This is a genomic window from Pseudomonas sp. M47T1 (assembly GCF_000263855.1).
Taxonomy (GTDB): domain Bacteria; phylum Pseudomonadota; class Gammaproteobacteria; order Pseudomonadales; family Pseudomonadaceae; genus Aquipseudomonas.
Genome location: NZ_AJWX01000005.1, coordinates 280,220 through 302,233, shown reverse-complemented (window position 1 = coordinate 302,233; position 22,014 = coordinate 280,220). Strand labels below are relative to the sequence as shown.

The 22,014-nt window shown below is 63.8% G+C and carries 22 protein-coding genes and 1 pseudogene; 11 read left to right on the top strand and 12 right to left on the bottom strand.

All coding sequences use genetic code 11. From position 1 onward, the window contains the following. Nucleotides 1–4 precede the first annotated feature (4 nt). The 4 genes from PMM47T1_RS08875 to PMM47T1_RS08860 form a co-directional block, all read right to left on the bottom strand. Nucleotides 5–808, bottom strand: coding sequence for a 2OG-Fe(II) oxygenase (locus tag PMM47T1_RS08875; RefSeq protein WP_008367793.1), 804 nt, complete (start codon nucleotides 806–808; stop codon nucleotides 5–7). Nucleotides 809–838: 30 nt separating this feature from the next. Next, nucleotides 839–1,639 carry a glycosyltransferase family 2 protein gene (locus PMM47T1_RS08870; protein ID WP_008367791.1) on the bottom strand — a complete coding sequence of 267 codons (801 nt, stop codon included), beginning with the start codon at nucleotides 1,637–1,639 and terminating at the stop codon, nucleotides 839–841. Nucleotides 1,640–1,956: 317 nt separating this feature from the next. Continuing rightward, nucleotides 1,957–2,730, bottom strand: a complete 774-nt coding sequence (locus PMM47T1_RS08865; RefSeq protein WP_008367789.1) for an ABC transporter ATP-binding protein — start codon at nucleotides 2,728–2,730, stop codon at nucleotides 1,957–1,959. Between the two features lie 166 nt (nucleotides 2,731–2,896). Beyond that, nucleotides 2,897–4,708 (bottom strand): ABC transporter ATP-binding protein, encoded by a 1,812-nt coding sequence (locus tag PMM47T1_RS08860; protein WP_008367787.1) that lies wholly within the window; start codon nucleotides 4,706–4,708, stop codon nucleotides 2,897–2,899. Nucleotides 4,709–5,078: 370 nt separating this feature from the next. Between PMM47T1_RS08860 and PMM47T1_RS08855 the strand changes: the two genes are divergently transcribed. Next, nucleotides 5,079–6,194, top strand: a complete 1,116-nt coding sequence (locus PMM47T1_RS08855; protein ID WP_008367785.1) for a Gfo/Idh/MocA family protein — start codon at nucleotides 5,079–5,081, stop codon at nucleotides 6,192–6,194. A gap of 12 nt (nucleotides 6,195–6,206) precedes the next feature. On the opposite strand, the gene PMM47T1_RS08850 is transcribed toward PMM47T1_RS08855, so the two are convergent. Then, nucleotides 6,207–7,061, bottom strand: a complete 855-nt coding sequence (locus tag PMM47T1_RS08850) for a CAP domain-containing protein (protein WP_008367784.1) — start codon at nucleotides 7,059–7,061, stop codon at nucleotides 6,207–6,209. A 252-nt stretch (nucleotides 7,062–7,313) separates the two neighbouring features. After that, nucleotides 7,314–7,961, bottom strand: coding sequence for a glutathione transferase GstA (gene gstA, locus PMM47T1_RS08845; RefSeq protein WP_008367781.1), 648 nt, complete (start codon nucleotides 7,959–7,961; stop codon nucleotides 7,314–7,316). 108 nt (nucleotides 7,962–8,069) lie between these two features. Between gstA and PMM47T1_RS08840 the strand changes: the two genes are divergently transcribed. The 3 genes from PMM47T1_RS08840 to katG all read left to right on the top strand — a co-directional run bounded on the left by PMM47T1_RS08840 (nucleotide 8,070) and on the right by katG (nucleotide 11,851). Then, entirely contained in the window at nucleotides 8,070–8,393 is a 324-nt protein-coding gene (locus PMM47T1_RS08840) for a winged helix-turn-helix transcriptional regulator (RefSeq protein WP_008367780.1), read from the top strand. 84 nt (nucleotides 8,394–8,477) lie between these two features. After that, nucleotides 8,478–9,257: a YkgJ family cysteine cluster protein gene (locus PMM47T1_RS08835; protein ID WP_050990395.1), complete on the top strand. Its 780-nt coding sequence runs from the start codon at nucleotides 8,478–8,480 to the stop codon at nucleotides 9,255–9,257. A 332-nt stretch (nucleotides 9,258–9,589) separates the two neighbouring features. Beyond that, complete coding sequence (katG, locus tag PMM47T1_RS08830) at nucleotides 9,590–11,851, top strand: catalase/peroxidase HPI (protein ID WP_008367774.1); 2,262 nt, start codon at nucleotides 9,590–9,592, stop codon at nucleotides 11,849–11,851. A gap of 107 nt (nucleotides 11,852–11,958) precedes the next feature. Here katG and PMM47T1_RS08825 read toward each other — a convergent pair whose 3' ends face one another. Continuing rightward, complete coding sequence (locus tag PMM47T1_RS08825; protein WP_008367768.1) at nucleotides 11,959–12,864, bottom strand: sterol desaturase family protein; 906 nt, start codon at nucleotides 12,862–12,864, stop codon at nucleotides 11,959–11,961. A gap of 220 nt (nucleotides 12,865–13,084) precedes the next feature. Further along, nucleotides 13,085–13,999: an AraC family transcriptional regulator gene (locus PMM47T1_RS08820; protein ID WP_008367766.1), complete on the bottom strand. Its 915-nt coding sequence runs from the start codon at nucleotides 13,997–13,999 to the stop codon at nucleotides 13,085–13,087. A 113-nt stretch (nucleotides 14,000–14,112) separates the two neighbouring features. On the opposite strand from PMM47T1_RS08820, the gene PMM47T1_RS08815 reads away from it, so the two are divergent. From PMM47T1_RS08815 to yjdN, 3 genes are all read left to right on the top strand, one after another. Further along, complete coding sequence (locus tag PMM47T1_RS08815; protein ID WP_008367765.1) at nucleotides 14,113–14,454, top strand: carboxymuconolactone decarboxylase family protein; 342 nt, start codon at nucleotides 14,113–14,115, stop codon at nucleotides 14,452–14,454. A 110-nt stretch (nucleotides 14,455–14,564) separates the two neighbouring features. Then, nucleotides 14,565–14,819 (top strand): hypothetical protein, encoded by a 255-nt coding sequence (locus PMM47T1_RS08810; RefSeq protein ID WP_008367764.1) that lies wholly within the window; start codon nucleotides 14,565–14,567, stop codon nucleotides 14,817–14,819. Between the two features lie 345 nt (nucleotides 14,820–15,164). Next, the gene (gene yjdN / locus PMM47T1_RS08805) at nucleotides 15,165–15,584 is read left to right on the top strand and encodes a VOC family metalloprotein YjdN (RefSeq protein WP_008367763.1); all 420 of its coding nucleotides are present in this window, start codon (nucleotides 15,165–15,167) and stop codon (nucleotides 15,582–15,584) included. A 148-nt stretch (nucleotides 15,585–15,732) separates the two neighbouring features. Here yjdN and PMM47T1_RS08800 read toward each other — a convergent pair whose 3' ends face one another. Further along, nucleotides 15,733–16,920 (bottom strand): MFS transporter, encoded by a 1,188-nt coding sequence (locus PMM47T1_RS08800; RefSeq protein ID WP_008367761.1) that lies wholly within the window; start codon nucleotides 16,918–16,920, stop codon nucleotides 15,733–15,735. 249 nt (nucleotides 16,921–17,169) lie between these two features. On the opposite strand from PMM47T1_RS08800, the gene PMM47T1_RS08795 reads away from it, so the two are divergent. Together PMM47T1_RS08795 and PMM47T1_RS08790 are read left to right on the top strand one after the other, a co-directional pair. Beyond that, nucleotides 17,170–18,498, top strand: a complete 1,329-nt coding sequence (locus tag PMM47T1_RS08795) for an alpha/beta hydrolase family protein (RefSeq protein ID WP_202947817.1) — start codon at nucleotides 17,170–17,172, stop codon at nucleotides 18,496–18,498. Nucleotides 18,499–18,617: 119 nt separating this feature from the next. Next, nucleotides 18,618–19,637 (top strand): GlxA family transcriptional regulator, encoded by a 1,020-nt coding sequence (locus PMM47T1_RS08790; protein ID WP_008367758.1) that lies wholly within the window; start codon nucleotides 18,618–18,620, stop codon nucleotides 19,635–19,637. Nucleotides 19,638–19,696: 59 nt separating this feature from the next. Here PMM47T1_RS08790 and PMM47T1_RS08785 read toward each other — a convergent pair whose 3' ends face one another. Further along, nucleotides 19,697–20,053 (bottom strand): hypothetical protein, encoded by a 357-nt coding sequence (locus PMM47T1_RS08785; RefSeq protein WP_008367755.1) that lies wholly within the window; start codon nucleotides 20,051–20,053, stop codon nucleotides 19,697–19,699. 235 nt (nucleotides 20,054–20,288) lie between these two features. Here PMM47T1_RS08785 and PMM47T1_RS08780 point away from each other — a divergent pair, with 235 nt between their 5' ends. Further along, complete coding sequence (locus PMM47T1_RS08780) at nucleotides 20,289–20,783, top strand: GlcG/HbpS family heme-binding protein (RefSeq protein ID WP_008367753.1); 495 nt, start codon at nucleotides 20,289–20,291, stop codon at nucleotides 20,781–20,783. A gap of 18 nt (nucleotides 20,784–20,801) precedes the next feature. Here PMM47T1_RS08780 and PMM47T1_RS08775 read toward each other — a convergent pair whose 3' ends face one another. Together PMM47T1_RS08775 and PMM47T1_RS30300 are read right to left on the bottom strand one after the other, a co-directional pair. Then, nucleotides 20,802–21,215 (bottom strand): PA0061/PA0062 family lipoprotein, encoded by a 414-nt coding sequence (locus PMM47T1_RS08775; RefSeq protein ID WP_008367750.1) that lies wholly within the window; start codon nucleotides 21,213–21,215, stop codon nucleotides 20,802–20,804. Between the two features lie 110 nt (nucleotides 21,216–21,325). Then, nucleotides 21,326–21,533 (bottom strand): annotated as a pseudogene (locus tag PMM47T1_RS30300) (hypothetical protein); the annotation flags it as partial. 165 nt (nucleotides 21,534–21,698) lie between these two features. Here PMM47T1_RS30300 and PMM47T1_RS08770 point away from each other — a divergent pair. After that, nucleotides 21,699–21,920: a hypothetical protein gene (locus PMM47T1_RS08770; protein ID WP_008367748.1), complete on the top strand. Its 222-nt coding sequence runs from the start codon at nucleotides 21,699–21,701 to the stop codon at nucleotides 21,918–21,920. Nucleotides 21,921–22,014 lie beyond the last annotated feature (94 nt).

Here is a 22,014-nt window from a genome sequence, read left to right as displayed (position 1 = left end):
CCTGTCAGCGCTTTTTGCGCAGTAACTTGCCCAGGTAGTAGGAAAGGCTAAGCCGGTCCTTGGGGCGCGGTTTGTAGTGGGTTTTCTGCCGCTGAGCGGGGTCTGCCGTGGCCGGGGTAGCGGTGTAGTAATACAGCGCGATGGAGCGCCGCGAGCGGTCCTGGGGGCAGGTCAGCGGTTCGGGGTGGCCGTGGTTGCTGTCTTCGTCGGTGTTGAAAATCACGCAGCGGTTGTACACCGGCAGCACTTTTTTCAGGCAACGGGTCATGGGCTTGTCCCACAACTCCAGGTGGCCGCCCCAGGCTTCCTGCCAGTTCGGGTTCAGATAAATGATGGCGTTGATGCGCCGCTGCACCTTGAGTTTCTTGTTCAGACGGAAGTCCGAGTGCACGCCCAGGAAGCCGCCGGTGCGGGTTTCGTGCAGCCCGCCACCGGTAAAGTAAGGGTCGGGAATCAAACCCTCGATGCCCGTCAGGCGTTCCATGAAGTTCAACATCGCCGCCGAATTGAAAACGGCAAAGACCGAACGCAGGAAAGGCGTGCAGTGAGTGGGGCTTATTTGGCGTTTAAGCTGGCCTTTGTAGCCGCGCTCATACAATGTCTCTTCGCGGGTAGTATCAATAGGAAACTGTTCGCAAATACGTTCAATCAAGGCTGCTGGCAGAACGTTGTCGATAACGATATGCGGGAACGGTTGGTTGCCTTGATAAGGGGCTGACAATAACTGGCCCAATTCTGTAGCGGCGTCGAAGTTGAAATCCAGTTCAGGTGTCAGGGCAATTGGCAGCGTGTGCGCATGGTCGGTCATTGCAGGTCCCGGCATTGGTCGTTCGGGCGTTCACGCATGGGCGTTCAGCCGCTTGAGTATCTGATTGTACATCTTCGTGCGGCGGTGGCTGGCGCCATAGCCACCGGCGGCAGCCACCGTGCCGGACTGGATGTGGTCCAGGTAGCGGAATATGCGGCCCGGTGCCAGCCGCACTACGTCATGGCCCAGGGTGGTCAGGCGGTCTTGCAGGGTGTAGCCGGGCACCCGGTCGTCCAGGCAGAAGCGCAGGCCGTGCTGCTTGATCAGGCGGCAGTCCCACAGGGCGCAGAAGCTCTTGAGGTACACCTCGCGGCACGGCTTTGGCAGCCGTGCGGGCAGCCCTGCGCTGCGCAGCAGGCGCCGGTAATAGTGTTTGCAATGGCGTGACACACCACGCCAGACGGTACGCGCAAGGCCGCGATTGATCTGCTCCACGCAGCCGACCGCGCACGTGCCGGGTTGGCGTGTGCAGGCCTGGAGCATGCGCTCGAACACGCAGGGGTCGAAAATGAAGGTGTCGGTGTGCAGCAGGAACAGGTAGTCGGAGTCTACCCGCTCAAGGACCAGGTCCAGGGCCTTGCCATGGGCGACATGGCCGGGCTCCGAAGGGGCGGGCACCCGTTCGATCAGGTTGATCCAGTCCAGCGAGCGCAGGTAGTGCGTGCTGGCGTCGGCGGAGTCATTGTCCACCACCCATACCTGAATGTTGCTGTGGGCCAGGTGAGTGTGCAGCAGTTCAAGGCAAATACGCGTTATGTCCAGGGTCTTGTAATTGACCAGTGCAATACTGAAGGACGGCGTCAATGCAGTGGAAGTGTCGAAGCGGTTCATTGCGGGCAACTCTGCAGCGTTGACTGGACGCGACGCGGATGTTCAATGGCGATAATGAACGCGTGCGCATAAGGCAAGTCGGAATACAACGTGTTCGTCATCGTATTCGGCAAAGTTGGGCGGGGTAAATAGCAAAGTCTGAATATCGTGTAACGTAGTGTTTCGTATTCGGATACTTATACAAAGGTAAGTGTTAAGAAGTCGTGGTTCAGGTTAAGAAAGGTCGTGCTGTATCTGAAATATAAGTGTCATATTGATAGGCGGGGCACTTTAAATAAAGGCCGGCGCCAAAAGCGCCAGGCGTGGTGGCAGGCAGTTTAACCGTGCCAACAGCGATACCAGCCGTCGTGTTCACTGACTTGTAGTTGGGTTTGATATAGCTGTGACAGCTGCTCGCTGGTGAGCACCTCGGCCTTTGGCCCGTCGGCAACCACCTGGCCTTGCTTGATCAGCACCACGCGATCGATCTCGGGGATGATTTCGTCGATGTGGTGGGTGGTGATGATCATGGCGCGGTCGTTGTGGCAGAACTCGCGCATCAGGCTCAGCAGGCTCAGGCTGGCGCCCATGTCGAGGCCGCTGGTGGGTTCGTCGAGGATCAGCGCGCGCGGGTTGTGCACCAAAGCGCGGGCCAGCAGCAGGCGGCGTTTCTGGCCGGTGGACAGGCGCTGGAACATGCGTTGTTCATCCACCCCCATGCCCAGTTGCGTCAGCAGTTCGCGGGCGCGGGCGGTCTGCTCGTCGCTGGGTTGCAGGTGGGCATGGGTGCCCATGGCGCCGAAAAAGCCGGAGGTCACCACGTCCAGCGCCGAGGTGTAGGGGGTGTAATCTTCCTGCATATCCTGGGACACGAAGCCGATCTTGGCCCGCAGGTCCCACAGGTTGAAGGTTTCATGGCCGAACAGCTTGAGCGAGCTGCCGGCGCGCTCCACCGGGTAGATTTCGCGGTTGATCAGCTTGAGCAGGGTGCTTTTGCCCGCACCGTTGGGGCCCAGGATGGCCACGCGTTCGTTGTAGCCGATGTGCAGCGACAGTTGGTCGAAAACGCGGGTTTGCTGCTGGAAGGCGGTGACCTGGTTCAGTTCGATCATGATGGGCCTGGAGGCAAGGGCAGAGGGCGGCCATTGAAACAACCGGGCCGGGTTAATGCAATGGCTACCAAGGTGTAGCGGGTGGGGGTGGCCATGCGACGGCAGGCGCTGGATGACCGAGGTGTGCCTACAAGGCGTGGGAGGCCGCGCGCCGCCCGTGCGGCGTTTAGCGGTAGCCCTGCGCCTGCAGGTCGAACAGTTGTGCATAGCGGCCTTGCACTTCCATCAACTGCTCATGGTTGCCCTGTTCACGCACGCGGCCGCTGTCTAGCACGATGATATGGTCGGCGCTGCGTACGCTGCTGAAGCGGTGCGAGATCAGCAGGGTCATGCGGCCTCGGGCGTATTCACGGAAATGGTCGAATACCGCGGCTTCGGCGCCGGCGTCGAGGGCGGCGGTGGGCTCGTCGAGGATGAGAATGTCGGCCTCGCGGCGCATGTAGGCACGCGACAGTGCAACTTTCTGCCATTGCCCGCCCGACAGCTCCTGGCCCCCCACGAACCAGCGCCCCAACTGGGTCGCGTAGCCATTGCTCAGACGTTCGATGAACTCGGCGGCGACGCCTTGGGCTGCGGCGTCGCGCCAGCGTGCTGGGTCGCTGAAGGCGCTGACGTCGCCCACGCCAAGGTTTTCGCCAACGCTCATCTGGTAGCGTATGTAGTCCTGGAAAATCACCCCGATGCGCTGGTGCAAGGCGTGCTCCTCCCAGTCCTGCAAGTCGCTGCCGTCTAGCAGGATGCGGCCCTGGTGGGGCGTGTACAGGCGGGTCAGCAGCTTGATCAGGGTGGTCTTGCCCGAACCGTTCTCGCCCACCAGCGCCAGGCTCTTGCCGGGCGCCAGGTGCAGGTTGATGTCGCTGAGGGTGTCGTGGGCGGCCCCCGGATAGCGAAAGCCCAGGTGCTCGCAACGCAGGCCGTCGCCCGGGCGCACGCCCATCTTCAGGCTGCCGCCCACGGCCATCACCGGGTGGCCCAGGTACTCGTACAGGTCGGACAGGTACAGGCCATCTTCGTACAGCCCGGCAATGGCCGCCAAGCTGGCGCTGATGGCGCTCTGGCCTTGCTTGAACAGCACCAGGTACATGGTCATCTGGCCCAGGCTGGTCTGGCCGTTCACCGTGTCCAGCACCACCCAGGCATAGGCCAGGTAGAACGCCGCGGTGCCCAGCAGGCCAAGCCCCAGGCCCCAGCCGTCACGGCGCAGGGTAAGCCGGCGGTCTTCAACGTACAGCCGGTTGAAGTTGTCGCGGTAGCGTTGCAGCAGCAAGGGCGCCAGGCCGAACAGTTTCACTTCCTTGGCGTGGGCTTCCTGTGACAGCAAGGCTTCCAGATAGCCTTGCTGGCGGGTTTCCGGCGCGCGGCGCTTGAACAGGCGGAAGGCATCGCCGGAAAAGTGCGCCTCGGCGAAGAACACCGGCAGTGCCCCCACCACCAGAATCACCAGCGCCCAAGGCGAGAAATGCACCAGCAGCACCGCGAAGCTGATCAGCGATATCAGGTTTTGCACTAGCCCCAGGCCCTTGTTCACCAGGCCCAGCGGGCGGGTGGAGGCATCGCGGCGCACACGCACCAGCTTGTCGTAGAAGGCTGAGTCCTCGAACTGCAACAACGACAGGGTCTGGGCTTTTTCCAGAATCAGCAGGTTGACCTTCTGCCCCAGTTGCACCCGCAGCAACGCCTGTTGCACCGACAGCGCCCGTTGCGCCGCGGCCAGCAACGCCAGCACGCCGGCTTCGGCCAGCACATAGCGCAGCACCGACCACAGTGGCGCCTGGCCGTGGCTGGCGTGCAACTGCATGCCGGCGACCACCGCGTCGACAATGCGCTGGCCGATCCAGGCGGCCAGCGCGGGCAGCATGCCTGCGGCCAGGGTGGCCAATACCAGGCCGACAAACAAAGGGCGCGAGGTGCGCCACACCAGGCTGACCGCGCGGCGGGCCTGGTCGGCAAAGGTGGTGAGGCGAGTCAGCAACAGCATGGACACAGGGCGCTCCGCAAAGCAGTCGAGGTAGGGCACCGGCCATTGTGCCAGTATGGACCTCGGCGTGCGCAGTTTGCGTCAGCTGCATGCGGGCGCCACGGCACAGCACTGGATAACGATAACCCCGCACACCACCAGTGGCATTGCGGCGAGGCGCTCGGTGCTGGCCTGGCCATTCCATCCTTCGTCTTTACCCTCGTCTGGAGCCCCGCCGTGCCCGACGCATACTTGGCTGCGCCAGGCCGTCACCGCCAGCGCGTGGAGTCAGCATTGACGGCTAAAAGAAATAAAATTCCGAGCTTGATAAAATGGAATTAATATTCCATAACTAGGGTGTCCAACAACAATAATCTGCAAGGTATTCCTCATGCGCGAAATCGGCATCGGTCTCATTGGCACAGGCTTCATGGGGCGTGCTCACGCCTTGGCGTTTCGCAATGTCAGCGCGGCATTCGAGCTGCCCGTCAGCCTGCGCCTGGCGGCGCTGGCCGACGCCGACCCGCAACGCGCCAGCCAGTGCGCGCGGGCGTGGGGGTTCGAGACCGCACACAGCGACTGGCAACGGCTGATCGACGACCCGGCGGTAAACGTGGTGGCCATCACCACGCCCAACCACCTGCATTTCCCCATGGCCATGGCAGCGCTGGCGGCGGGCAAGGCGGTGTACTGCGAAAAACCGCTGGCCGTGAGCCTGGAGCAGGCTGAACAGATGCACCAGGCCGCCAAGGCCGCCGGCGTGGTGACCCGGGTGGGGTACAACTACCAGCACAACCCCATGATCGAGTGGGCCCGGCAGATGGTGCAGGGTGGTGAACTGGGCGACATCATCAGCTTTGAGGGCGAGTTCTGCGAAGACTTCATGGCCGATCCCGCTTCGCCTTGGTCCTGGCGTTGCGAGGAGCAGCACGCCGGCGGCGCCCTGGCCGACCTGGGCAGCCACCTGCTGGCTATGGCCCGCTACCTGGTCGGCGACGTGCAGGCGGTGTGCGCCGACAGCCAAACGGTGCACGGCCAGCGCCCGGCCGTGGCGGGCAGCGGCGAGCGCAAGGCGATCGCGGTCGATGACCACACCCAGGCGCTGCTGCGGTTTGCCAATGGTGCGCGCGGCACGTTCAGCAGCAGTTGGCTCAAGCTGGGCTACAAAAACCATTTGCGCTTCGAGATCAGCGGTACCCGCGGCACGCTGGCATTCGATCAGGAGCGCCTCAACGAGTTGCGGCTGTGCCGCGCCGGGCAGGGTGGCTTCGAGCGGCTGCTGGCCGGGCCGGCGCTGCCCGGCTATGCGGCGTTCAGCCCGGCGCCGGGGCATCAGTTAGGCTACAACGAACTCAAGACCCTGGAAGTACACGCGCTGATCATGGCGCTGGCCGGGCAGGGCCAGGCCGGTACCGACTTCGCCGAAGCCCTGGCGGTGGAGCGTCTGGCCGCGGCCATTCGCGTGGCGGCACGCGAACAGCGTTGGGTGCAGGTGGACACGGTCTAGGCGCCGAACACCTTACTGCTGGGCGCCGAACATCCCGGTCCAGTAGATGCCTGCGTCGCTTTTCGGGTCGGTGGCGTAGGCGGCGCCCAGGTCGTGGAACTGCGGGTTCATCAGGTTTGCGCAATGGCCGGGGCTGGCCAGCCAGCCGACCACCACCTTGCGTACTGCGTCCTGGCCGGCAGCGATGTTCTCGCCCAGGGCCTGGGCGTTGTAGCCCGCCAGTTCGGCACGGTCACCTGGGGTGTGGCCGTCGTGGTCAAGGTGGTCGAAGTAATTGTGGTTGGCCATGTCCTGGGAGTGCGCCAGGGCGGCGCCGGCCAAGGTGGCGTTCCAGACAAGGGGCGGCGCCGGGTTGAACGCCTGCGCCCCGCAGGTGTGAGGCTGGGCGCGGGCGCTATTGATCTGCGCCAGCAGCTTCTGGCCTTCGGCGGCCGCATCCCCCAGGCCGCCGGCCAGCAGGGGGCGCGCCACCACGATGCGCCAGTCCTGGCCCTGGTGGCTGACGCCGATGTCGATGAACTGCGGGTCCAGCACCACCTTGCAGAAGCTTTCCTGCACCGCCGCCATGGCCGCCTGGGCATCGCGCGGCCCCGACAGGCTGATGGCCTGCACGCTGACCATGGGGTAGCTGGCGCGCGCCATGGCGTCGCGCAAATCACCGCCGCCGCTGGCTGGCAATATCAGCCGCGGGTCCTGGTTCAAGGGTGGCAACTCGTGGGAAGCCTGGCCGTCGCAACGTTGCACCTGGCCACGGTACTGGTTGATCGAATCCATCAACTGCGACTCGTCACTGGCGACGGCATGGGTGGCCAGCATCAGGCCCAGCGAAAGGGTGGCCATGCGCAAGGCGGGCGACAGGTCGGGCATGGAGGGCTCCGGGGGCGGGACAGCGATAGACGATACTAGAAGTCGAGGCTGAATGGGCGTTTACCGCGCATTTTTAAACAAAGTGTGCAGGTGAAGCATATCCAGACAACGGAAAGGGGCGCGGGGTTCGCGGTGACAGCGTAGTTTTTCGAACCTGTCACCTGCGTAAAGGATTGCGCGGGCCGCCAAGCAAAGGGCTATTACGCGGGGTGTGTCAGGCAATCCGCGGTGCCTGTGACGCGGCGTGCGCCGCTACGAATGCATCCGGGAGCAGCCCAACCCCTCCGCCTGCAACGCCCCAATCACCGCCGGGCGCGCACGAACCGCTTCATACCAGCAACGCAGGCGCACGAACTCGTCCAGCGCAATGTCCGCATGGTAATAGGACGTCAGCCAATGAGCCGAACCCCAGCCCACCAACGCAAACAGGTAGGCATCGGCCACACTGAACCGCTCGCCTGCCACAAACGGCCGTTCCGCCAGTTGGCGGTCCAGCCAGGCAAAGCGTTGCAGCAGCTTGGGCCTGACCGTTTGCAGGTACTCCCCGGCCTGCGCAGCGTACAGCAAGGGGATAAAGCCCTTGTGAATCTCGCTGGCGAGAAACGCCAGCCATTCTTGCAAACGGTAGCGCTCGAAGCTGTGGGGGGAGGGCGCAAGGCCCGCCTCCGGCACCTGGTCTGCCAGGTACTGGAGAATCACCACGCCTTCGCGCAGGCGCCTGCCATCGGCCAGTTCCAGCACCGGTGCGTAGCCCAGTTCATTGATGGCGTAGAAATCCTGGCCCTGGGCGGTGAGATGGGTACGGTGATCAACCTTGACCAACTCAACGTTCAGGCCCAGTTCGCGAATGACAATGTGCGCTGCCAATGAACAGCTGGCGGGAATGTAGTACAGCTTCATAGTGAGTCCTTGCTGATGGGGTTGAGCCTAGGGTGACGGAACCGGTATAAAAGGGGAAGAAGGCATCAGTTTGTGGTATAGGTACAAAAAATATACCTGGCTGGCGATATGAAAAAGAATGTCTCGGGTTGCTCGGTGGAAGAGGCCATGTCATTGCTGGGTGGGCGTTGGCGGCTGTTGCTGGTGTCGTACCTGATAGACGGACCCAAGCGCTTTAACCAATTGCGTCGTGATGTGCCGGGCATTTCCCAACGCATGCTGACCCTGGACCTGCGTGCGCTGGAGGAGGCGGGCCTGGTGTTGCGCACGGTGTATGCCGAGGTGCCAGTGAAGGTTGAATACCGCTTGACCGCCGATGGCGAGCGGCTGAAACCGGTGGTGGAGGTGATGAAAACGTTTGGCCTATGGCTCAAGGCGCGAAACCCGGCATAAGCACCTTCAGATTGTTTCATCAACTCATGCCCGTAACTGATTGTATTATCCGCGATACATATATCTCGGATAAGCGCCGCCTGTATGAGTTTATCGACACAATTCGCCTCATCCCCCTCGCCAACGCCGCCGTTTCACTGCGTGGGCTGCGGCGCCTGCTGCAAGGGCCGCTTCATCCCCCTGACCCTGGCCGAGGCGCAGCAATGGCTAAAGCGCGGCCATGAGGTGGCGGTGCTGTTGGAAGCGTTCGAGGTGTCCACTTGGCCGCAAGCCCCGCAAGCCTATGCCTACAACGTGCAGCGCTCGGCGCCCGTGCGCTGTGGCGAGCAGACGTTGCAGGTCACGGCCATCCTGGCCGGCCAGGCTATTCCACGCTGCCCCAACCTGGGCGGTGACGACCGGTGTGGCATCTACGCCGAGCGTCCGCTGGTGTGCCGCATTTATCCGATGGAGATCAACCCTTTCATTGCCTTGCGCATCAGCGACAAGGAATGCCCGCCCGAGTCCTGGGCCGCGCCCGCCACCCTGGCCACGGACCGCGCCGAGGAGCGTGAGGTGCTGGCCAACATCGAGCGCTCGCGCCAGGCCGACCGGGCGGACGCAGCGCGCAAGATTGCCCTGTGCCAGGACCTGGGCCTGACCACGGCCGCCTGGAAAGGTAATGGCCTGGCGATCTATTTCCCGCTGCGCGACGCCTTGCTGCAGGCCATTGAACGACTGCCCGCGAGTGCGTCGCCACGCCTGGGCGGCGACTGGCAGGTGCGGGTGGTCGATACGGCACTGCGTGAGCGCCTGAGCGGTTTGCCGTTGGCATTCGACGAGGGCGAACCGCTCAACTACCTGTTCCACCCGGTGTCGGCCTGAGCCCATGGCGCGCTCAAGAGTGTTTGTCTATCAGCACCCAATACTGCGCCTATTAGCCCTATGCCCAACTCGCGTCTAGGCTGTCTCTACTCCCATCGCATGCCGGTAGGGGGAACCTGATAAGGAGATAAAAATGAGCCAGACGCTTGCCCAGCCTGCCAGCCCACACCGTGCGGGCAACCTGATTGCTACGCCTGGCTTTCGTCGGCAGACCGCCCTGACCTGGTGACCCTGCCGCTGGCCAGCACCCTATGTCAATGAATTTGCACCTCCTGCCTCTGCCCACCCGGGCCGGGGCCGTTGCATGCCCACGACGATAAGGTAGATCAATCATGGCAACCGAATCCAAATGCCCGTTCAACCACGCCGCTGGCAGCGGCACCACCAACCGTGACTGGTGGCCCAACCAACTCAACTTGAAGATTCTGCACCAGCATTCGTCGCTGTCCGACCCCATGGGCGACGACTTCGACTACGCCAAGGCCTTCAAGAGCCTCGACTTTGCCGCCGTGAAGCAAGACTTGCTGGCGGTAATGACTAACTCCCAGGACTGGTGGCCAGCTGACTTCGGCCACTACGGGCCGCTGTTCATCCGCATGGCCTGGCACAGCGCCGGCACCTACCGTACCGGTGACGGGCGCGGCGGCGCGGGGGCAGGGCAGCAACGTTTTGCACCACTCAACAGTTGGCCTGACAACGTCAGCCTGGACAAGGCTCGGCGCTTGATCTGGCCGGTCAAGCAGAAGTACGGGCGCCACATTTCCTGGGCCGACCTGATCGTGCTCACCGGCAACGTCGCGCTGGAGTCCATGGGCTTCAAGACCTTCGGTTATTCCGGTGGCCGCGCCGACGTCTGGGAACCGGACGAAGACGTTTACTGGGGCAATGAAAAAACCTGGCTGGGCGGTGACGTGCGTTATGGCAACGAAGGGCAGAAGGCCCAGCCGCCGGGTGACGGCACGCTGGTGGCCGAACCCGACCTGCATGGCAGCGAGTCCAGCCGCACCGACGCCGGGCGCCACCTGGAAAACCCATTGGCGGCCGTGCAGATGGGCCTGATTTACGTCAACCCCGAAGGCCCGGATGGCAACCCCGACCCGGTCAAGTCTGGCTCGGACATCCGCGAAACCTTTGGCCGCATGGCCATGAACGACGAAGAAACCGTGGCGCTGATCGCCGGTGGCCACGCCTTTGGCAAGACCCACGGCGCCGGCCCCGCTGACAATGTCGGCCCCGAGCCCGAAGCCGCCGGCCTGGAAGAGCAGGGCTTTGGCTGGCGCAACAGCTTTGGCAGCGGCAAGGGCGGCGACGCCATCACCAGCGGTCTGGAAGTGACCTGGACCTCCACCCCCACGAAGTGGAGCAACGAGTACCTGGAAAACCTGTTCGGTTTCGACTGGGAACTGACCAAGAGCCCCGCCGGCGCGCACCAGTGGATACCAAAAAACGGCGCCGGTGCCGGCAAGATTCCTGATGCCCATGACCCGAGCAAACGCCGTGCGCCGACCATGCTCACCTCCGACCTGGCGTTGCGCTTCGACCCGATCTACGAGCCCATCGCCCGGCGCTTCCTGGCCAACCCCGAGCAACTGAGCGACGCCTTTGCCCGCGCCTGGTTCAAACTGACCCACCGCGACATGGGGCCATTGGCGCGTTACCTGGGCCCGGAAACCCCCACTGAAGAACTGCTGTGGCAAGACCCGCTGCCAGCGCTGGACCATACCCTAGTGGACGATAACGACGTGGTCGCGCTCAAGGCCAAGGTGCTGGCCGCAGGCCTCACCGTGCCGCAACTGGTATCCACCGCCTGGGCGGCGGCGTCCACCTTCCGCGGTTCGGACAAGCGCGGCGGCGCCAACGGCGGCCGTCTGCGCCTGGCTCCGCAGAAAGACTGGGAAGCCAACCAGCCGCCACAGTTGGCCAAGGTGTTGAGCACCCTGGAAGGCATCCAGCGTGACTTCAACAGCGCGCAGGCAGGCGGCAAGAAAATTTCCCTGGCCGACCTGATTGTGCTGGCCGGAGCGGCGGGGGTGGAGCAGGCGGCGAAGAACGCCGGGCATAGCGTGACCGTGCCGTTCACGCCGGGCCGTGTCGATGCTTCCCAGGCCCAGACCGATGTGGAATCGTTTGGCTTCCTGGAGCCGCTGAGCGATGGCTTCCGTAACTACCAGCAACGCAAATACACCGTATCGGCCGAGGCGCTGTTGATCGACAAGGCGCAACTGTTGACCCTCACCGGCCCGCAACTGACCGTGCTGGTGGGGGGCTTACGCGTGTTGGGTGCCAACGTGGGCGAGAGCCAGCATGGCGTGTTTACCCAGCGGCCGGGGACCTTGACCAACGACTTCTTCGTCAACCTGCTGGACATGGGGGTGGAGTGGCGGCCGCAGTCGGCCGACAACGACACGTTCCAGGCCCGTGACCGCAAGACCGGTGCCGTGAAGTGGACCGGTACCCGCGTGGACCTGGTATTCGGTTCGCATGCGCAGCTGCGTGCGTTTTCCGAGGTCTATGGCAGTGCCGACGCCCAGCAGAAGTTCGTCACCGACTTTGTGGCGGCGTGGGATAAAGTCATGAACCTGGACCGTTTCTGAAGCGCAGCCCCAAATAGCCGCGGCTTACGCCGCGCTATCTGTCCGGTCCTTGTGGTCGCTGCCGCCAGGCGGCGGCTACACCGGCGGTGGGGAATTCCAACTTCGCGTCAAGGCGTGCGCGGGCTCTGCAATGCCGCGCTCAACGCCTCGGGCACCTCGGCAGGCGCGTGTTTGTTCTGCGCCCGAAACGGCTCAAGGCACTGGGCAACGTAGCCCACCGGATAGTCCGGGCGGTCGCCGATGCCCACGTCATCGCCCAAACGGTAGTCCGGCAGGTAAAGCGCCGTGCCCATCAAACGATCCCAGAAGCTGAAGAACAGGCCAAAATTGACGTCGCCTACCTGGCCATATTTCAGGTGATGCAGGCGGTGCACCGGTGCCCAGGCGAACACGTGGCGTAGCACGCCGATGCGCATGTCAACGTTGCTGTGCTGCAACAGCAATTGAATGCCCACGGCAAACCCCAGCAACGCCGCCAAGGCCGGCGGCAGGCCCAGCAGCAACAGCGGCAATACACCGCCCAGCGCCTCCAGCGTCTGGTGCAACGGGTGTTTCATCAGGCCGTTGAAACCATACATGCGTTGCACACTGTGGTGCACACTGTGCAGGCGCCACAGCAGCGGCGAGCGATGGCTGGCGAAGTGCACCAAAGTAATGCCCAGGTCGGCGATGGGCAGCGCCACCGCCAGTTGCAGCCACAGCGGCCAATGGCTTGGCCACAGCCCGGGGCTGGGCAGCAGCCAGGCCAGCACGGGAATAGTGATCACCCCCAAGCCATTGATGCCCTCATTGACCAGCGCATGCAGCAGGTCGCGGGGTTCATCCTTGTGGCTGGCGTTCCACTGTGTGCGGTACGGTAAACAGCGTTCGGCCACGGTGGCCACCAGCACCGCCACGGCCAGCAGCGCCAGCAGCGTGGGCAGTGGCCAGCCATCACTCACCAGCCAGACACCGGCGGCGAGGAAACCGAGGAAAAACAGGGGGGCGTAAAGCCAGGAAAACAGTGTGCGCATGGAGGTACTCCGCAAGAACTGATGAGGGGCACAGGGTCAGGTATGGGCTGCCCGTGGCGCTTGAACGAACGGCGCAAGTTCAGGACGGTAGCGGAGGGTCCTAGGCAATAATGTAGGAAATTTCCTAAGCGTACGTTTAGAGAACGGGCCGCTCTTCCAGCGAAGCTCAGGCAAGGTGAAAACAGGCGAGGAACGGCCGGGGATGCATTTCATACAGAGCCTAAGCCTGGATGCCCTGCCCACGTCGAAACTGCCCCGGCGCTTTGCCATAGGTCTTCTTGAACACCTTGGTGAACGCTGCCTGGGACTGGTAGCCCACGTGGGCAGCGATATCACTCAGGCCATCATTGGAATGGCTAAGCAGACCGCAGGCGATCTCCATGCGCACCTGGGTGAGGAGTGTTCCCGGTGAGCGGCCACTGAGCTTGCTGAAACTGCGCAGGAACGCGGCGCGTGACATGTTGGCCAGGGACGCCAATGCTTCGATGGTCCAGTCATGGGCCGGTTCCTTCAGTATCGCCTGCCAGGCGCGGCTCAGGCGCTTGTCGGCCAGCAGGGCCAAGGTGCCTTCGGTCCTGGGGGATTGTTGCAGGTAGGCGCGAATCACCCAGGCAAACAGCGCCGAGGTGAGCGCGTTGACCACGAACTGCGCACCGGCCTGGTTGAGGTCCGCCTCGCTGCGCAACAGTGACACCAGGGAGGGCAGGGGGTCACTGCCGCTCAGGTGGCTGCCCGAGATCAGCAGATGGTCAGGCAGAGTGGCGAACAGCATGGAATCGGTCTGGTACACGAATTGTCCGCACAGCAGGTCCAGGCCATCACCGTCGCCGAATCGCTGCAGGGGCAGCAGGCCGCCCTCGATGCGTCGTGGGCTGCTGGCCGCTACGCGGCGTCCGTTGCTCGCCAGCACATGACGGGCGCCGCCCGGCAGCACCAGAATGTCGCCCGCCGCCAGTTCCAGGCTGGCGCCACCCGGCAGCTCAACCCGGCAAGTGCCGGCCAGCACGATGTGATAGGGCGCACGGCCGCGGGCGGCCTGGGCATGGTCCAGCGCCCAGTCGCCCTGGAACTGGTAGCGCAGGTCCAGGCTCCCGCGCACGTCGGCCAGGGTAATAAGGGTGTCGATCGCATTCATGTGAGACGTTCGGACAAAAAAGTGGGCTGAACGAGCAAGATCAAACACGCCAGCAGGCAGAGACTGAACCTGTACCCGGCGCATTTCCGGCGCCGCACTCAGGAGATACCATCATGTTCAGCAATTGGCCAGACCTGCTTGCCACGGTCAAAAAATCCTTTGGCGCGTTGTCCAGTACCAACCCGAAAATGGTCAAGGCCTACATGGCGCTTGGCGAAGCTGCCGCGGAAAACAACGTGCTCGATGCCAAGACCCGCGAGCTGATCTCCCTGGCGGTAGCGATCACCACGCGCTGCGACGGCTGTATCACCAGCCATTCGGCAGCGGCCATCGCCGCAGGCGCCACACGCGAGGAGGTGGCCGCCGCGCTGGCCACGGCCATCTCACTGAACGCAGGGGCGGCGTACATCTACTCCTTGCATGCGCTGGAGGCCTACGACGCGTTGAAGGGGTGACGATCGCGTCACTGACGCCGGGGAGCGCCTGATACGGCTAAGGGCTTTCGAACTAAATGCTGACTTGCCGGTCAAGTTATCCATACTCTGCTCTCACCACGAGGACTTCCATGTACACCTACCGAATCGACTATCTGTTCAACGGCGAGGCCCGCACTCACGAGTTCGACCTTGAACGCGTGGGTTTGCCGGTGCACGAGGCGGCGATGCACCTGCTGCAACTGCATTTCGGCGACGGCGAAAACAGCCTGGCCATGCCCACGGCAGAAGCCACCCCGGCACAGATTCTTGAGCAGGCAGCGTTGGTAGGGCTGACGCATATTACCGTTGGCGCCGGTTCAACGGCGCGCCTCGGCCACCCATAGCAACGGTTGCGGCTGGCTGCTTTGCGGGTGCTGCGATGCCTGCGGGCTGGCCAGCCGAAAGCCGGCGAAAGTCTTTTCGCGCCAACCATCCTGTTAGTCGCCCGCCACAGCAACCCGGGGGCCAGCGCCCGCATCAGCCAGCCCTCGCCGCAGCCCCAAAACGCGCTCAGCACACAATCAATCACGCGGCTGAGCTGGGTGGTCGCAAAGGTATCCTGTCGATAAATCACCGGCGATCATGCTTGCCCTCTGCCGCGCGTCCTCTCGCCCATCCACACGGCGTGTACCACCTAAACTCTTAGGTAAGGTGGCCATGTCGTGCCGCCACGCTCCGGGAGCCATGTGATGATCGTGCAGCCCTATATCTTTCTACCCGGCACCTGCAAGCAGGCGATGGATTTCTACTGCGCCGTGCTGGGTGCCACGGTGCAGTTCAAGATGACCTACGGTGAAGGGCCCGAGCCGTCAGCGGGCACGCAATGCCCCTCGGCGCCACCGGACGGCATCATGCATGCCAACCTGCTGATCGGTGCCACTTCGTTGATGATGAGCGACGACCCCAGCCCCGATCAGACACCTCATGCGGGCTATGCGCTGTCCATCGCCACCGATGACCTGGGCCAGGGCAAGGCCTGGTTCGATGGCCTGAGCGAAGGTGGTACCGTGCGCATGCCCTGGGGCGAAACCTTCTGGGCGCAAGGGTTCGGCATGCTCACCGACCGCTTCGGGGTGCCATGGATGGTCAACGTGGAGAAAAAAGCGTAGGCGGGTGGTTCATTCGCGCGCTTGGGGTCGAGCGCGCGATGGCGACAGCAGCCATGTAGCGGCCTCAGGCCGCGTCATAGGCGCCGAGCAGGGCCTGACACAGCGCGTCGCACGACGCGCCTGGCGGCAGCTGCCACAGGTCGGGGCATTAATCGCCGCCCTTCATGCGCCGCGCCAGGGCGTAGATGCCCAAGCCGGCCAGCGCCGTCACCGCGCCGATGTAGCCGGTGCTGGTCCAGCCAAACCCCGCGCTGATCGCCATGCCGCCGAGCCAGGGGCCCAGTGCGTTGGCGAGGTTGAAGGCGGCATGGTTGGAGGCCGCCGCAAGGCTCGGCGCTTCATGGGCAATGTCCATCAGGCGGATTTGCACCGGGGCGGCCAGCGCGATCATGGTGCCGACCAGGCCGATACCCAGCAACACGCCCCACAGCGAACCTGCCGCGAAGGGGAAGAACAGCAACACCGCCATCGACCACACCAGCAGCAAGCCCACGGCGCGGAACTGCAGCCGGTCGAACAGCTTGCCGCCGGCGATGTTACCGATGATGCCACCTACCCCGAACGCCGCCAGGCCGAACGGAATCCATTGGGGCGTGACACGAGTCACCTCCAGCATGGTCGGCGCCAGATAGCTGAACACACAGAACATCCCGGCAAAACCGACGGCGCCGATGGCCAGGGCCATCCAGATTTGCGGCTGCTTGAAGGCGCGCAATTCCTTGCGCGGATCGCTGCGCGGCTCGTCGCGGCGGTCGGGCACGAAGCGCCACACCAGGGCGATGGTGCACAGGGCAATGGCCCCCACCAGCGCAAACGCCGAACGCCAGCCGAACAACTGGCCCAGGAAGGTGGCGATGGGGTTGCCCAGCAGCATGGCCAGGGTCAGCCCCATCATCACCCGCGCCACGGCGCCGGCGCGCTGGTTGGCGGGTACCATGCTGGCGGCCACCACTGCGGCAATGCCGAAAAAGGCGCCGTGGGGAAGGCCGCTGATGAAGCGAAACGCCACCAGGCTGGCGAAGCTGGGGGTAAACGCAGTGGCCAGGTTACCCACGGCGTACAGTGCCATCAGCAACATCAGCAGGTGTTTGCGCAGCAGCTTCGCACCGAGGATGGCCAGCAGCGGCGCACCCACCACCACGCCCAGGGCGTAGGCACTGATGGCGTGGCCCACTTGCGGCTCGGTGAGGTGCAGGTTGGTGGCGATGTCAGGCATCAGGCCCATGATCGCGAATTCGCCGGTGCCGATGGCGAAACTGCCAACGGCCATGGCGGCTTCCATTTTGGCGGCGTCGCGGGCGGGAAGCACATGCCCCGGTGTTTGCTGGATGGTCATGAGAGGGGGTGGGCTCCACGGGTCAAGGCAAAACCACCAATGATAGCGAAACGCCGCCCAAGACGTCTAGAACAGCCTTCGGCAGCCGACGCGCAGCCGTGCAGTTGCTGCCGTCTGGCTGCGCTGACCGGAGCTGTACCCAGGTATCTCCAGCCCCCACGCAGACAGCGCTGCTGCACGCCGGCGCTTATGCCGAAATGCAGACCCGCACGCTGTTTTCGTCATTGGACGACAGGGAGGTGCCATGCGATGTTAGCGCTACCAATTGCCGAGAGCCGCCCCGTAATGAGCGTCAAGCACCTGCTTTGCCTGTGTTCCCTGTTGATTCCCTGCAGCGCCTTTGCCTTCTACGGTGACCCACGCACCGATGCTCCCGATCTTGCCGCCCCCGGGGCGTTCAGCGTGGGCGTGCGCAGTGAGCAACTGGTGCATCACGACCAGATAGACATCCTTGCGACGCCGCCCGGCCAGCACCACGATCGGCCCCTGCGAGTAGAGCTGTGGTACCCGGCCAGCCTCAAGCCTGGCCAACTCCCCGGCACTGCCTATACCGATGTACTCGGCGCCGGCGCCCACGACCCCAAGCGCCCTAACACGCCGTTCCAGTTCGCGGGCCGCGCCGTGCGCGACGCAGCGCCAACCGCCCAGGGCAACTACCCGCTGGTGATCCTGTCCCACGGTTACCCCGGCTCGCGCCTGCAAATGAGCTACCTCACCGAGCACCTGGCCTCGCGCGGCTACGTGGTGGTGGCCATCGACCACACCGACTCGACCCGCGCCGACAAGGCCGGCTTTGCCAGCACCTTGCTCAACCGCCCGCTGGATGACCTGTTCGTGCTGGACCAGATCGCCGCCTGGGCCCGCCCGGGTAGCGGGCACTGGCTGGCCGGCAAGGTGGACGTGGACCACAGCGCACTGATCGGCTATTCCATGGGCGGGTACGGGGCGTTGCTGGTGGGCGGCGCCGGGCTGAGCCAGACGGCCGTGGACGTTGTGCCGGGTGGTGCCTTGCAGCGCCTGCAGGCTGGCACTGCCGCCTACGCACGCTTGCATGACCCGCGCATCAAGGCACTGGTCGCCTTCGCGCCGTGGGGCGGCCGCCAAGGCTTCTTCGACGCCCAGGGCCTGGCTGGCCTGAGCTTGCCCACCCTGTTCGTGGTGGGCGACCAGGACGATGTGGCCGGTTACAGCGATGGCGTGCGCCGACTGGCGGAAGGTGCGGTGAACGCCGACCGCTATTTGCTGGTGTATCAGAACGCCCGCCATAACGTGGCACCCAACCCGCCACCGCCGGCCGCCAGCGCCAATGCCGACGACTTCAGCGCCTACAGCGAACCGGCCTGGGACAGCAGTCGCCTGAACAACCTCAACCAACACTTTGTCACCGCGTTTCTGGATCAGCAACTCAAGGGCCAGGACCGCCAGGCCTACCTGACCCTGATACCCCAGTCGCGCGACGGCAAGTGGGCCATGGACGCCCAGGGCAAGCCGCTGCCGGGCCACACCTACTGGGCCGGGTTCAAGAACCGCAGTGCGCTGGGGATGGAGTTTTACCATTGGCCGGCGGCCGGCCAGTGACTGAGGCCTGAGGGCCGATCACGCGAGCGCCTTCCCTGTGGCGGCCGACAAGGCTACGATTTGCGCCGACGACGGCGCTCCCCACGGCGCACGGTTTTTTCCGGCTTGATGCATGAGGCATGCCCTTGATCCCACGCACCACCCTTGGCGGTTTTCACCAGGCCAGTGCCCCGGGCCGCACCGCCCAGCCAACCCTACTGCGCCCGCAACAGGCACGGGTGGGTTTTGTCTTGCTGGCGCATTTTTCCCTGCCGGCCTTCACCCAGGCGCTGGACACTTTGGTGACTGCCAACCTGCTCAGGCCCAGGCTGTTTGAAACGACCACCATCGGCCTTGAGGCCGGTGAGGTGATCAGCGACCTGGGCCTGGTGATTCGCCCCGACGTGGCGTTGACCCCGGCGGTGATCGATGGCCTCGACCTGTTGGTGATCTGCGGCGGCCACCGAACCGAACTCAAGGCCAGCCCTGCGCTCAACGACCTCATCAACACCGCGGCCCAGCGTGGCATTGCTCTGGCGGGGCTGTGGAACGGCGCCTGGTTCCTGGGCCGCGCCGGGGTGATGAACGGCTACCGCTGCGTGATCCACCCCGAACACCGCCCGGCGCTGGCGGAAATCGCGAAGGGCGCCCACGTCACCAGCGAAGCCTACGTGCTGGACCGCGACCGCTTAACCGCGTCGAGCCCCACGGGTGCTTTCCAGATGATGCTGGAATGGATCAAGGTGCTGTATGACAAGGCGCTGATCGAAGGTATCGAAGACATTCTGGCCTTTGGCGAGTCGCGGTATCGGCGCCTCAACCCGTCGAAAAATGTCTCGGTGAGCCCGGCGTTGCGCGAGGTCATCGACCTGATGGACGCCAACCTGGAAGAGCCGCTGGAATTCGCCCAGCTGGCTGCGTACGCCAAGCGCTCGCGCCGGCACATCGAGCGTCTGTTCAAGGAACAGTTGGGCACTACCGCCCAACGCTATTACATGGAACTGCGCATCATCGAGGCGCGGCGCCTGCTTCAGCACACCGAGTTGTCCATGGTGGAAGTGCTGGTGGCGTGCGGCTTCGTCTCGCCCAGCCATTTCAGTCGCTGTTACAGCGGCTACTTTGGCTACCGGCCTTCCAAGGAAACCCGGTTTGTGAAATAGCCGCGCGCGGCATTACGGCGGCTATAGGGTGCGCGGCGCGGCCAGCGTCAGGGTGGCGGCTATGAACCGCTGCCAGAGCTTGCGCCGGTGCCGGCGCCACTGGGTGTGGACGAACCATCGGAACTGGAGCCTGCACCGGAGCGAGTTTGATTGCCCGGGCTTGAATTGCCGCCGCTACCGGCTTCGCCGCCCGATCCCGGCAGCGCCGTGCCCTTGGTGTTGGCACCGTTGGTGCCGGTGGCGCCTGAAGAGTCCATGGAGCTGCCTTGCGACGACGTTCCCGCGCCGCCCATGCTGCCGCCAGTGGAACCGCCGGCACCCCCGGTGCCGCCAGCGGCGGTTGCAGCCATCAACGGCATCGACAGCACGCAGGTCAGCCCGGCCATCGCAAACGCACAACTCAATTTCTTGTTCATAGTGGAAGCCTCATCACAGAGGGATAAAACGCTGGTGTTTGTTCCAGCGACTCATGAATTGTGACTGGCGCGGGCGCGGAAGAATTTTAAAAAAGAGCGGCATTGCGCGATGAACGGCATCGGTGAACGCAGCACCGCAGCCGGAATTGAATGACGTAAACCCGTCAATTATTCAATTGCTGCACATCCAGACTTACCTATCATCCGGCGGCGTTGACTATTCAAGGAGAAAATCATGAAAGCACTGTTTCAAAAAGCCCGTTTCCCTGGCGCAGCCGTGATGGCCGCCGCTGTCCTGCTGTGTGGTTTCGCCTCTCAAGCCAGCGCCATCACCACCGTGTCGGTACTGCAAGACAGCGACGTACAGAAGATCGTCGACGCGGCGAAAAAGTCCATGGAGCAGAACCACACCAAGGGTTGTATCGCCGTGGCCGACGCAGATGGGCAGTTGCTGTTCATGCAGCGCCAGGAAGGCTCGGCGCCTGATTGCCTGGAGTCGGCCGAAGCCAAAGTGAGAACCGCGGCGCGCTTCCAGGAAACCACCAACACGTTCTACAAGATGCTCAACCAGAACAAGCTGGTGACCGTGGCTGTGCCGGGCCTGACGCCACTGCCCGGCGGCGAGCCGATTCGTCACAACGGCGTAGTCATAGGCTCGGTGGCCGTCAGTACGCCTGATGGCGACCTGGACCTGAAAGTGGTGGCCGACGCACTGGCCGCCGTCCAGTAAAACGGTAGCAGTTGGATGTCAGCTACCCGGCGAGCAGTTCAGGCCACCGGTGTTGGTGGCCAGCACGTCGGTGTGGCGACGAAGCTGGAGGAAGACCTTGCTGCCAAGCCGGTCCTCATGAATGTTGTACACCTCGTCATCCTTGAACTGCGCATAGTGGAGAGTGGTGAAGCAGTACTGCATCTTGCCGTTGGTGTCCTGGCGCTGAACGATGACGACCAGGTCGTGGGAGCCGGCCTTGATCTTGAACGTCCTGCCATCGGACGTGCTCTTGCCATCCAGTTTTTCCCCCAGCACCTCATCCGGGTTGTCGTGGCTGAACCTGACCACGGAATAGTCCGGGCCGGGATTGGGGGGTGGGGTGGCGCAGGCGCACAGCGAAAGTGTGGCGGCAGCGAGCGCTGCTTTCAGGCAGTGTGAGGCGTTCAGCATCTGGAATTCCTTTGTGTCAGAGGGGCTTGCCGTAGTGTAGCGCCTAACGGCACATCGCAGGCCTGAAGCGCAATACCCGACGATGGAATATCCGCTTGCGCAGGTCGTCAGCGGTCGCGCACCAGCAAGGTGAACTTCATCCGGTCCTCCATCACGTCCACCAGCCGGTCGTAATAAGGCGAGGGCTTCTACGCCCCTGGTCGTCGAACGTGGTGAATGCCTTGGGCTGGCCTCGGACCCTTGCATCAGATCCGGCAGCTCAGCCACCTTGGGGTGGCTGTCTGCGACGTCGTCGGGCAACGGCAGGCCGGTGGGGTCTTACACCCGGGTCGGGGTAGCCGCTGCCGCCAGGTTTCGCCGGCCGTGGGGCAGAGGCTGCGAGCTGCCGCGAGGCCGCTTGTCGGCGTGCGGGCACTTGCGACTTGCCAGCGCTTTCCCACCTATAGGTGCAGATACTCTGTACCACCACACGGGAGAATCGTTATGGTGAACACGACCAATGGCCCCGAGGCAGCCTATCCGGGCCCGGATGATAAAACGCCGGACGCCGGCGAAGGCCATGATTCTGGCCTTGAACAGACCAGTTCCGAGCCCGGGCACGGCAATGGCGAGCGCCCGGTGGACTGGGATCCGCCACCTGAAAGTTCCGGGTCTGATCAGGACGATGATGGTGTGAAAACGGACAGCCTGATCGATTCGGAATAACTGCCTTGGGAGCACAGCGGCGGGCCTCGCGTGCCCGCCGGGCGGCCCCTCCTTCAATATTTCGCCGCGGGACACAGCAGTTGCGGCGGCGCGG

What these genes read in the sequence shown, in the direction of transcription:
- PMM47T1_RS08875 (WP_008367793.1), bottom strand. Translation starts at nt 808, where the DNA reads ATGACCGACCATGCGCACACGCTGCCAATTGCCCTGACACCTGAACTG.
- PMM47T1_RS08870 (WP_008367791.1), bottom strand. Translation starts at nt 1,639, where the DNA reads ATGAACCGCTTCGACACTTCCACTGCATTGACGCCGTCCTTCAGTATT.
- PMM47T1_RS08865 (WP_008367789.1), bottom strand. Translation starts at nt 2,730, where the DNA reads ATGATCGAACTGAACCAGGTCACCGCCTTCCAGCAGCAAACCCGCGTT.
- PMM47T1_RS08860 (WP_008367787.1), bottom strand. Translation starts at nt 4,708, where the DNA reads ATGCTGTTGCTGACTCGCCTCACCACCTTTGCCGACCAGGCCCGCCGC.
- PMM47T1_RS08855 (WP_008367785.1), top strand. Translation starts at nt 5,079, where the DNA reads ATGCGCGAAATCGGCATCGGTCTCATTGGCACAGGCTTCATGGGGCGT.
- PMM47T1_RS08850 (WP_008367784.1), bottom strand. Translation starts at nt 7,061, where the DNA reads ATGCCCGACCTGTCGCCCGCCTTGCGCATGGCCACCCTTTCGCTGGGC.
- gstA (WP_008367781.1), bottom strand. Translation starts at nt 7,961, where the DNA reads ATGAAGCTGTACTACATTCCCGCCAGCTGTTCATTGGCAGCGCACATT.
- PMM47T1_RS08840 (WP_008367780.1), top strand. Translation starts at nt 8,070, where the DNA reads ATGAAAAAGAATGTCTCGGGTTGCTCGGTGGAAGAGGCCATGTCATTG.
- PMM47T1_RS08835 (WP_050990395.1), top strand. Translation starts at nt 8,478, where the DNA reads ATGAGTTTATCGACACAATTCGCCTCATCCCCCTCGCCAACGCCGCCG.
- katG (WP_008367774.1), top strand. Translation starts at nt 9,590, where the DNA reads ATGGCAACCGAATCCAAATGCCCGTTCAACCACGCCGCTGGCAGCGGC.
- PMM47T1_RS08825 (WP_008367768.1), bottom strand. Translation starts at nt 12,864, where the DNA reads ATGCGCACACTGTTTTCCTGGCTTTACGCCCCCCTGTTTTTCCTCGGT.
- PMM47T1_RS08820 (WP_008367766.1), bottom strand. Translation starts at nt 13,999, where the DNA reads ATGAATGCGATCGACACCCTTATTACCCTGGCCGACGTGCGCGGGAGC.
- PMM47T1_RS08815 (WP_008367765.1), top strand. Translation starts at nt 14,113, where the DNA reads ATGTTCAGCAATTGGCCAGACCTGCTTGCCACGGTCAAAAAATCCTTT.
- PMM47T1_RS08810 (WP_008367764.1), top strand. Translation starts at nt 14,565, where the DNA reads ATGTACACCTACCGAATCGACTATCTGTTCAACGGCGAGGCCCGCACT.
- yjdN (WP_008367763.1), top strand. Translation starts at nt 15,165, where the DNA reads ATGATCGTGCAGCCCTATATCTTTCTACCCGGCACCTGCAAGCAGGCG.
- PMM47T1_RS08800 (WP_008367761.1), bottom strand. Translation starts at nt 16,920, where the DNA reads ATGACCATCCAGCAAACACCGGGGCATGTGCTTCCCGCCCGCGACGCC.
- PMM47T1_RS08795 (WP_202947817.1), top strand. Translation starts at nt 17,170, where the DNA reads ATGTTAGCGCTACCAATTGCCGAGAGCCGCCCCGTAATGAGCGTCAAG.
- PMM47T1_RS08790 (WP_008367758.1), top strand. Translation starts at nt 18,618, where the DNA reads ATGCCCTTGATCCCACGCACCACCCTTGGCGGTTTTCACCAGGCCAGT.
- PMM47T1_RS08785 (WP_008367755.1), bottom strand. Translation starts at nt 20,053, where the DNA reads ATGAACAAGAAATTGAGTTGTGCGTTTGCGATGGCCGGGCTGACCTGC.
- PMM47T1_RS08780 (WP_008367753.1), top strand. Translation starts at nt 20,289, where the DNA reads ATGAAAGCACTGTTTCAAAAAGCCCGTTTCCCTGGCGCAGCCGTGATG.
- PMM47T1_RS08775 (WP_008367750.1), bottom strand. Translation starts at nt 21,215, where the DNA reads ATGCTGAACGCCTCACACTGCCTGAAAGCAGCGCTCGCTGCCGCCACA.
- PMM47T1_RS08770 (WP_008367748.1), top strand. Translation starts at nt 21,699, where the DNA reads ATGGTGAACACGACCAATGGCCCCGAGGCAGCCTATCCGGGCCCGGAT.